This is a genomic window from Rheinheimera sp., assembly GCF_020217005.1.
In the GTDB taxonomy this organism is placed as follows: Bacteria; Pseudomonadota; Gammaproteobacteria; order Enterobacterales; family Alteromonadaceae; genus Pararheinheimera.
Genome location: NZ_JAIWOI010000219.1, coordinates 1 through 10,000, shown reverse-complemented (window position 1 = coordinate 10,000; position 10,000 = coordinate 1). Strand labels below are relative to the sequence as shown.

The 10,000-nt window shown below is 47.5% G+C and carries 6 protein-coding genes; 5 read left to right on the top strand and 1 reads right to left on the bottom strand.

Going from position 1 to position 10,000, the window contains the following annotated elements; genetic code table 11:
- The 3 genes from LDL40_RS10780 to LDL40_RS10770 form a co-directional block, all read left to right on the top strand.
- The coding region (locus LDL40_RS10780; RefSeq protein ID WP_300995358.1) for an efflux RND transporter periplasmic adaptor subunit at window positions 1-712 on the top strand (712 nt) is incomplete at its 5' end.
- A gap of 3 nt (window positions 713-715) precedes the next feature.
- Window positions 716-3,769, top strand: a complete 3,054-nt coding sequence (locus LDL40_RS10775; protein WP_300995357.1) for a multidrug efflux RND transporter permease subunit — start codon at window positions 716-718, stop codon at window positions 3,767-3,769.
- 424 nt (window positions 3,770-4,193) lie between these two features.
- A complete protein-coding gene (locus tag LDL40_RS10770) occupies window positions 4,194-6,656 on the top strand; it encodes a TonB-dependent receptor (protein ID WP_300995356.1) in 2,463 nt (820 codons plus the stop codon).
- A gap of 281 nt (window positions 6,657-6,937) precedes the next feature.
- Here the strand turns inward: LDL40_RS10770 and LDL40_RS10765 are convergent, their stop codons facing one another.
- A complete protein-coding gene (locus LDL40_RS10765; RefSeq protein WP_300995355.1) occupies window positions 6,938-7,939 on the bottom strand; it encodes a LacI family DNA-binding transcriptional regulator in 1,002 nt (333 codons plus the stop codon).
- Between the two features lie 125 nt (window positions 7,940-8,064).
- Here LDL40_RS10765 and LDL40_RS10760 point away from each other — a divergent pair, with 125 nt between their 5' ends.
- A complete protein-coding gene (locus LDL40_RS10760; RefSeq protein ID WP_300995353.1) occupies window positions 8,065-8,616 on the top strand; it encodes a gluconokinase, GntK/IdnK-type in 552 nt (183 codons plus the stop codon).
- A gap of 85 nt (window positions 8,617-8,701) precedes the next feature.
- A partial coding sequence (locus LDL40_RS10755; protein WP_300995351.1) for an MFS transporter occupies window positions 8,702-10,000 on the top strand: 1,299 nt, incomplete at its 3' end.

Genomic DNA, 10,000 nt, shown 5'->3' with positions numbered 1-10,000 from the left:
GCAACAAGCCACAGTGCAGCAACTGCAGGCTGAACTTCGCAGCGTACAGGCCACAATTAATGCGCAGCAGGTGGAATTGTCTTACACCCAAATACTGTCACCTATTACAGGCCGGGTGGGGATCCGCAATGTGGATGCAGGCAACTATGTAAGAACCAGTGATGCCACCAGTTTATTTTCTGTAGTACAGCTTGACCCTATCAGTATTGAAATTGCCTTGCCGCAATCACGTTTGCCAGAGTTGCAGCTGTTAACCCAACAAATTCAACATAAACAAACTGTGCCAGTGTTGGCTTTTTTAAAAGAAGGTGCGGAGCCTTTAGCCCAGGGCAAACTTACAGTTGTGGACAACAGAGTCGCTGCTGCGACTGGAACTATCAGAGTCAAAGCTGATTTTTCCAACCCCGATGCGGCGTTGTGGCCCAGTCAGTCTGTGGTGATTGCCTTACAAAGCAAGGTGCTGGAAAAGGCTTTAACTATTCCGGCTAAAGCGCTGCAACAAGGGCCTGAAGGCGCTTTTGTCTGGTTTGACGAACAAGGTAAAGCGGCTACCGCGGCTGTAGATGTGGTGTTGCAGGATAATGATCAGGTGGTAGTCACAGGCATAAACGCAGGTCAGCAGGTGATAGTGGACGGGCAAAGCCGGCTGCGAAAAGGTGCTGAGTTGAAAATTCAGACTACTCCTCCTCAGACAGCAACTGCGGGGCAATAAAGCATGAATAGCCGCAGTGTATTTGCCTGGTGTATGGATCACCCTATAGGCACAGTATTATTGACCTTTGCTCTGGTGCTATTAGGAGTATTGGCTTTTCCCCGTTTATCCATAGCTCCTTTGCCAGAAGCGGATTTCCCTACCATCCAGGTCAACGCCCGCTTGCCGGGAGCCAGTGCTGAGACCATGGCGTCCTCAGTAGCCACGCCTTTAGAAGTAGCTTTAAGTTCAGTGCCTGGCATTACCGAAATGACATCCAGCAGTGCATTAGGCTCGGTGGAGATTACACTGCAATTTGTGCTGGAAAAAGATATCGACAGCGCGGCGCAGGAAGTTCAGGCCGCATTGAATCAGGCCGCCGGCCGTTTACCCGATATGCCGAATTTACCCACCTGGCGCAAAGTGAATCCGGCAGATAGTCCTATTTTAATCATAGGCGTGACTTCTGAAACCTTATCCCGCACAAAAATCAGTGACCTGGCTGAAACTGTGCTGGCCCGTCAAATGAGTCAGATTAACGGTGTAGGGGAAGTGTTCATTGGAGGTCAGCAAAAACCTGCCATTCGTATTCAGGCAAAACCCGAAGTTCTGGCTGCTGCTGGTATTACGCTGGCAGATATTCGCACTGCAGTGCAACGCGCCAGCGTCAACTTGCCAAAAGGCGCTTTGTTTGGTGATAACAGGGTGTCCACACTCAGTGTGAATGATCAGATTTTTTCTGCTGATGAATATGCCAATCTGATTGTCAGCTACAACGACAGCGCCCCTGTGTATCTGCGTGATGTGGCCACTGTGAAACTGGGTGCTGAAAACGATTTTGTACAAATTTGGCCCAATGGCGAGTCCGGTGTGGCGTTGATTATTCGTCGCCAGCCAGGCGCCAATATAGTGGCCACTGCGGATCGGATCAGAGCAGCTTTGCCACAACTGACAGCAGCTTTACCCGCTGACGTCAAAGTCGAAGTATTTAACGACAGGACCCGGACTATCCGCTCTTCTTTGCACGAAGTAGAGCTGACGCTGGCCATAGCCGTCATGCTGGTAATCGCGGTGATGGCGGCGTTTCTACGCCAGTGGTCTGCCACCCTGATAGTCTCTGCTGTGCTTGGTGTGTCGCTGATTGGTACCTGCGCTTTTATGTACCTGGCAGGTTTTAGCCTTAATAACCTTACCTTGGTGGCTATTGTGATAGCGGTAGGTTTTATTGTCGACGACGCCATAGTGGTGATCGAAAACATACACAGGCATTTAGAGGCGGGTGAATCCAAACGCATGGCAGCACTCAAAGGTGCACAGGAAATTGGTTTTACTGTGGTCTCCATCAGCGTGTCTTTAGTGGCGGCTTTCATACCTCTGCTGTTTATGGGGGGCATTATCGGCAAGCTGTTTTTAGAGTTTTCACTGACGGCCACAGCTGCCATTTTGATTTCAGTAGTGGTGTGTTTAACTCTGGCCCCGACTTTAGCCTCGCTTTTTATGGATAAAGCGCCTGCCCATGACCCAAATCAGCCGGGCTTCTTTGACCTCTTAGTAAAACGTTATGACAAAGTCTTAAGTTGGGCTTTGGACCATCAGAAGATAATGCTTGGCGTATTTTTCCTGACGGTTGCAGGCAGTGTCGCCAGTTTTATGGCTATACCCAAAGGCTTTTTCCCATTACAGGACACGGGTTTTGTTATCGGCATCACTCAGGCCGCTTCTGACATCTCATATGAGGATATGGTAGCCAAACACAAACAAATGGAGGCTATCCTGAAAAAGGATCCGGATATCACTGGTTTTAACCATTTGGTCGGCGGAAATAACTCCACAGGTTCAGGCCGGGTCTGGATTGTATTAAATGATCCGGACGACCGGGACGCCAGTGCCAGTGAAATTATTGACAGATTAAGACCACAGTTTGCCCAAATTCCGGGTTTTCAGGTGTTTTTACGGGCTGCTCAGGATATCAACTTAGGCGCAGGGCCTGGTCGGGCTCAATATAGCTATGTGCTCAAAGCTTTAAGCAGTGAGGAGCTGGCCACCTGGACTCAGGCGCTTACAGCCAAATTGCGGCAAAATCCGATGTTCACCGATTTATCCAACGATTTGCAGTGGGACGCCAATATTATCAAGTTGGAGCTGGACCGACAGGAAGCTGCGCGTCTTGGTTTTGCCGCCGCAGATTTGGACCAAGCCTTATATGATGCCTTTGGTCAGCGCCAGATTAATGAGTACCAGACGGAAACAAACCAATATAACGTGATACTGGAGTTAGATCCGGAGCAGCGTGGCACAGCAGAAAGTTTAAACTATTTCCACTTGCGCTCTCCTACTACTGGCGAAATGGTGCCTTTGTTGGCATTTGCGAAGATTTTACCAGCGACCAGTGGTCCAGTGGTGATAGCGCACAATGGTATGCAACCTGCAGCAAATTTGTCTTTTAACCTGGCCTCAGGTGTAGCTTTAGGTGACGCTGTGAATGCACTGGAACAAGCGCGCACAGAATTACAAATGCCAACATCAGTGTCTGGTTCATTTCAGGGCGCTGCTCAGGCTTTTCAGGACTCGCTGGCGACTCAGCCTTTGCTGATTTTCACGGCCTTGTTAGCTGTCTATATCATTTTGGGTGTGCTGTATGAGAGTTTTGTTCACCCTTTGACTATTTTATCTACCTTGCCCTCAGCCGCTATAGGCGCCATTTTGTTGCTCTGGGCCTGGCAACTGGATTTCTCCATTATGGCGCTGATAGGCATTATTCTGCTGATAGGCATAGTGAAGAAAAACGGCATACTGATGGTCGACTTTGCACTGCAAGCCCAGCGGGAACAAGGCATGTCGGCCAAAGAGGCCATACATCAGGCCTGTCTGGTGCGGTTCCGTCCTATTATGATGACAACACTGGCTGCTATTTTAGGGGCTGTGCCTTTAATGATGGGTTTTGGTACAGGTGCTGAACTACGGGTGCCTTTAGGTGTGGCAGTAGTGGGCGGGTTGGCTTTTAGCCAGATATTAACTTTGCTGACAACTCCTGTCGTTTTCCTGGCTTTGGATAAAGCCTTCCTGCAAAAGAAATAACTAATGCGGGTCAGAGTAAAATTAAGCCAGCAGCTTTAATTTTGCTCTGACCCGCAATAACTGATAGCGCTATCATTTATACAATATCTGCATTTACTTCATCACTCCGGCTAAAATAAATACAAAAACCGCTTATTAATTCAGCTTCTCACTAGCTTGTATTCTGTCGTAAAAGATCCGGAACCTATCTTGTTTTCACAAAAAAGATCTAAATAATGGTTGCGCAATCATTTGTCTGCGGCTAATTTATCGGCCAGGCTCAGCCTTGGTATGAAAAACAGGCAAAAGAAATTACTTGTAGCAGCTTATTTTTAAGGGTGCGCTTTGGGTTCTTATAGCTTGAACTGATATCAAATAAGAAAAATCAACAGGTGTTAGCGCTGTCATGCTAACCAGAACGTCCAAGACAGGATAGGGGATTAACGTGAAAGTCTTAAAATTAAAACCGTCGTATTTACTGACTACACTGGCACTCTGCAGTGCTTTTGGTGTGGTTGCGCAAGTCGCTGAAACCGCAAAAACCAGCGATGGCAAGGATGATGAAGGCCGTGCTATTGAAGTGATTCAAATCAGTGCGACCAAAAGGGTGACCACCTTACGTGAGACTCCTTTAGCTGTAACAGCCTTTGACCAGAAAACTCTGGACGAAAACCATGTGGCGCAGCTAGATGATTTACAGGGCATAGTACCTAGCTTACAAATAGCGCAAAACGGCACTCAAAATACCCCTATGGTGTATGTGCGTGGTATTGGCTCTTCTGACCAGACTGAAAGCGGCGACCCTGCCGTTGCTTTCCACATTGATGGTATTTATTCAGCCCGCTCTCAGGGCGCTTCAGCTTTGATGTTTGACTTAGAAGGCGCAGAGATTTTACGTGGCCCGCAAGGCACTTTATTTGGCCGTAACGCTACAGGTGGTGTAGTGAACTTACACACTGCTAAAGCCCGTCTCGATGGTTTTGATGCCAACGCTGAAATCACTTTAGGTAACTATGACCGTCGTGCCACCCGCGCCATGGTCAATATTCCATTAAGTGACACTTTAGCCGTACGTGTTGCTGCTGCTATGGACCAATCTGAAGGCGTAGTTGATTTCCTGCCAGGTTCAGCCATGGGTGAAAAATACGGTTCAACCGATCTGGCCGCTGCGCGTTTCAGCGCTTTTTACCAGCCGTCTGACAAGTTTGATTTAACCTTCTCCTACGAAAACTTTACCGACAATGGCACTGGTAATATCCCAACCATCAGTGGTGGATCCGATCGTAGCTCTTATGTGCAAGAACCTGGTTTTAATGATGCCAGCAGCGATAGCTTCCGCACCAGAATAAACTACAACTTCGATTCAGGTCAGCAACTGGCTTACATAGGTGGCTACACTGACACCTCCCGTGTTTCAGTCTGGGACAGAACCTGGAGCCTGACCAAGTACGAATGGGGTGGTTGTGTAGAGTGTGATCACGAAGCAACACAACACGAATTACAGTTCAAAAACGATGATGCTGAACGTTTGCAGTGGATGGTGGGTTACTTCTACTTCAAAGAGAACAACAGCACTATTTTTGACATAGTGCACCCTGATGTCGACTACGAAGGTGGCACAACACCAAACAAAAACTTATGGTCTACTTACCGTCAGCCGGACCGTGGTTTAGAGTCCAACAGTATTTATGCTCAATCCACCTACAAACTGACAGACGACTGGCGCTTGAGTGCCGGCTTACGTTACACCAACGATAAACGTTGGGATAAAGGTGGCCGTAACATCATGTGTCCTGATGTAAAACGTACTGAAGTGATGGATCCAAATCAGGATCATGTTGGTTACATGGATCCGGATGGCATCCTGAACGGTCTTGGCCCAAATAAAAACCTGGTGCAACCTGGCCAATGTTGGGTAGATACCTACAACGACACCAGCCCTGAATGGAGCAAAACCACAGGTATGGCGCGTCTGGAATGGGACATGACAGATGACGTGATGTTCTACAGCTCCTACGCTACAGGCTTTAAGTCCGGCACTATCCAGGATGGTAATAAATACACTGGTACAGGTCCATTTACGCAAAAAGATCTGGAAGCCATTATTGCTGCAAACAATAACGAAGCTGCGGGCACAGCTGCTTATGTAGCGCCTGAGGAAAACACCAGTATCGAACTGGGTATGAAAGGTTTATTCCTGGACGGTACTTTGCAAGTTTTTGCTGCGCTGTTCAGCACTGAGTACACCGACTTACAGGTCACCAGCAACGTAGTCACCAACACAGGCGCTGACCTACTGCGTAAAACCAACGCAGGTAAAGCTACGATCAATGGTCTGGAATTAGAAGGCCGCTGGTTAGTGATTGATAATGGTGAGTTAAGTGGCTCAGTTTCTATTCTGGATGCAACTTACGACGAGTTCCTGACCACTGATTCTAAATATGGCCGTGATGGTTTAGCTTTTAACCCATCAGCAGGTAACCCTGCTTTGCCTAACCTGCTGGATTTCAGTGGCAACCATTTAGTAATGGCGCCAGAGTTTTCTGCTTCTGTGAACTACGAACATTTTGTCGGTCTGGAAGGCGGTGCTACGTTGAAACCAAGAGTTCGTGTCGGTTACACCAGTGAAGTATGGTTTGATCCGGCCAACCGTGGTGACAGACCTGCTGGTTTTAAAAACCTGCCTTTCGCTGCTGATATCGACCGTCAGGATGCCTACACCAAAGTGGATTTAAGTCTTACTTTTGAACCTTCAGAAGGTAGCTGGTCTGCAGAAGCATTCGTCAACAACGTGACTGACCGTGATATTAAGAGCGATCAAGGCCGTACTCACGGTGACGCTGTTCCTAACTTCATGTGGCAAGCACCTCGTACCTTTGGTGTGCGTTTTAACGTAGCTTTCGAATAATTGATGCAGTAGGGGCGACCTTAAGGGGCGCCCCTCTTTGATTCAAATGGATTTTTGGATCTGTGACCGATTAACAAAGTTACTACTTCAACAACGAAGCGAAGATTAAGCTTTACCCTTGTCTCCCAGGCTTGTGCGAGGTCTGGTCCTCCCGGTAATTGAGGGTGTCAGTACCAGCTTCGGCTGGTACTTTTTTATCTGCATAAACACATGAGGCGTGAAAAATATGTCTGAAACTATCTCCAAAGTCATGCGGGCAAACTAATTCGGGTCAGGGGAAACTAAGTCGAAGCTCGTTCTACTATGCGATAGCCGATATCAATTGGTGGCTTATGGGTTTTATCCTCTCCTGAGGCTGTCATCAGCAATTCAACTGCTTGCTGGCCCATTTCAAAACGGGGTGACGCCACGCTGGTAATAGCTGGCTCTACTAAAGCCGAAGCTTCTAAATCGTTAAAACCACAAATGGCAATGTCAGAAGGCACCTTCAGATTCATTCTTTTGGTTTCAAACAAAGCCCCCAACGCCAAATCGTCGTTACAGCAGAACACAGCGTCACACTGGCCTTGAGATTCTGCCATCACCGCTTGTAATAACTGGCCACCTAAACGTATCGAAGAAGACTGAGTGGTGGTGACCACATAACTCTGACAAGGCTGCTTAAAGTCCGCTATGGCTTTTTTAAAGCCAGCTAAACGTTGCTGAGTACGGGTATCCATGCGGGCGCCTAAAAAGCCCAGTTTACGATAACCTTTTTGCAGTAGGTGGTTGGTAATATCCACACCTGCATTAAAGTGCGAAAAGCCTATATTCATATCAATAGGGCAGTCGCTGAGTTCCATCAACTGCACTATAGGAATACCGGATTGCTTCAACAGCTTGCGGGCGTAGTCTGTTTGATCTGTGCCTGTCAGAATAAAACCTTCAGGCGACTGACTGAGTAACGTGGCAATCAGTTTTTCTTCTTCCAGCGGCGAATAATGGCAATCCCCTAATACCACCTGCAAATGATGTTGTTTCACAGCGCTATAAATACCCTGCAATACATCATTAAAAACTATGTTAGATAATGATGGAATGATAACCGCTATCACACCGGAGCGACGGGATGCTAAAGCACTGGCCGCATGGTTACGGATATAACCAATTTCATGCACAGCCTGTTCAACTTTGGCCCGCAGTTTTTCTGAGACTTTGTCAGGATTACTTAATACCCGGGACACAGTGATCGCACTGACACCAGCAACTTTTGCCACATCTTTCAGGTTAGGTTTTTTGTTCATTGCAGCATTCTCTTTATTTTTAAAAAACAATAACTGAAAGCTCAGTTTGAGTCAAAATGGTTGCGCTATCATTTTATCTGAATTAAGCTGAGGCCACATTTTTATGGCAGGTGTGATCGTATCTGATGCAACAGGATCTAACAGCTCAGAAGCAGGCAAGTAATACAGTAAAAAGCCAAAGTCTGATCATTATGGGGGTGGCGGGAAGCGGTAAATCGACGCTGGCTTTTCGCCTGGCGGAGCAACTGGGTTGGCGTTATCTCGAAGGGGATGACTTTCATAGCCCTGAAGCCAAACAAATGATGGCGTCAGGCACTCCTATTACCAGCGAAATGCGCGATCAGTGGGTGGGACTTTTATGTACAGCTTTACAAGAATGCGCCGCCAAACAACAGTCTGCCGTGCTGAGTTATTCGGGTTTAATCCGCAAACATAGGGAGCGAATCCGCCAGGCTGCAGCCAATCCGCAGTTTGTTTATTTACAAGGCAGCGCAGAGTTGTTGGCTGAACGACTGGCGCAGCGACAAAACCATTTTATGCCGGTGTCTATGCTGCAAAGCCAGTTGGCCACTATGGAATCGGTTGAGCAGGAAGTTGACGTGTTGTGTCTGGATATTAGTCAAAGTGTCCAGGAACTGATGCTCCAGGTGCTGGTGAAAACAGAACAAAAGCTATAACAACTGAACATCAACCAGCCATTGCAAGCTGCCACATGGCTGAACAATTCAAATAATCAAAACAGAACAATGACAGGGTGACAAAGTGACAACAGAAACTGCGGTACCTCAAGACAGGCTCAAGCTGAGTGAAAAACTCGGCTATGGCGTGGGTGATATGGGCTTTAACTTCTATTGGGCCAATATCTCCGCCTTTTTATTAATTTTTTACACTGATGTATTTGGTATTTCAGCGGCAGCCGCTGGCACCATGATGCTGATCACCAAAATCATCGACGCTTTTACCGACCCTATGATGGGCGCGATAGCAGACAGAACAAAAACCCGGATGGGTAAATTCAGACCTTATTTGCTTTGGCTGGCTTTGCCTTTAGCTGGTGCTGGTGTATTAACCTATAGCACGCCAGACTTAGGACCAGGTGGCAAACTGGTGTGGGCCTATTGCACCTACAGCTTGCTGATGCTGACCTACACCGCCATTAATATTCCTTACTCCGCTTTATCTGGTGTGATGACCCGTAACAGTCAGGACAGAACCACTTTGGTCAGCTTCCGTTTTATCGGCGGTTTTACCGGCGGTATTCTGGTGACTTATTTAACCCCTAAGCTGGTGGTGATTTTAGGCCAGGGCGATGAAATTCTGGGCTGGCAGCTGACCATGGGCGTCTTTGGTATAGCGGCCGCTTTGCTGTTTTTATTCACTTTTGCCAGCACCAAAGAACGTATTCAACCCGTCAGCGAAAACAACAGCGCTGTGCTGCAGGATTTAAAGGATTTAAAAAACAACAAGCCCTGGCTGGTGCTGTTTAGTTTGGCGCTGATCATTATGATTACGATCACCATGCGCGCCAGCAGTGGTACTTACTACTTTAAATACTATGTAATGCGGCCTGAGCTGGTTGGCGAGTTTTTATCTTCTTATATGTTTGCTTTGGCTTTAGGTGCAGCCTCTACACCTTTAATGACTAAGTTTATGGATAAAAAGCCGCTGATGATGCTGCTGATGAGCCTGGCCGGCTTGTTTTCGATCAGCCTGTTTTTTGTACCAGCCGATCAGGTGGGTTTAATTTTTGCCATCAATCTGGCTATAGGTTTTGTATTGGGGCCTAAATCGCCTTTGGCTTTTTCTATGTACGCCGACACTGCAGATTACAACGAATGGCGCACTGGCCGCCGTGCCACAGCCATGACTTTTTCCGCTGCGACCTTTTCACAAAAACTCGGTGGTGCTATCGCCTCAGCAGTGATTGGCTGGTTATTGGCACTGATAGGTTATGTGGCTAATGCCGAACAAAGTGCGGGCTCACAAATGGGCATTTTACTGATGGTGTCTGTGATCCCAGGCTTAGTGGCTTTACTGGCCGCTTTTGTTATGCGCTTTTAC

Excerpts from the sequence above, each read along its gene's own strand:
- LDL40_RS10775 (WP_300995357.1), top strand. The coding sequence starts at position 716 with ATGAATAGCCGCAGTGTATTTGCCTGGTGTATGGATCACCCTATAGGC.
- LDL40_RS10765 (WP_300995355.1), bottom strand. The coding sequence starts at position 7,939 with ATGAACAAAAAACCTAACCTGAAAGATGTGGCAAAAGTTGCTGGTGTC.
- LDL40_RS10760 (WP_300995353.1), top strand. The coding sequence starts at position 8,065 with ATGCAACAGGATCTAACAGCTCAGAAGCAGGCAAGTAATACAGTAAAA.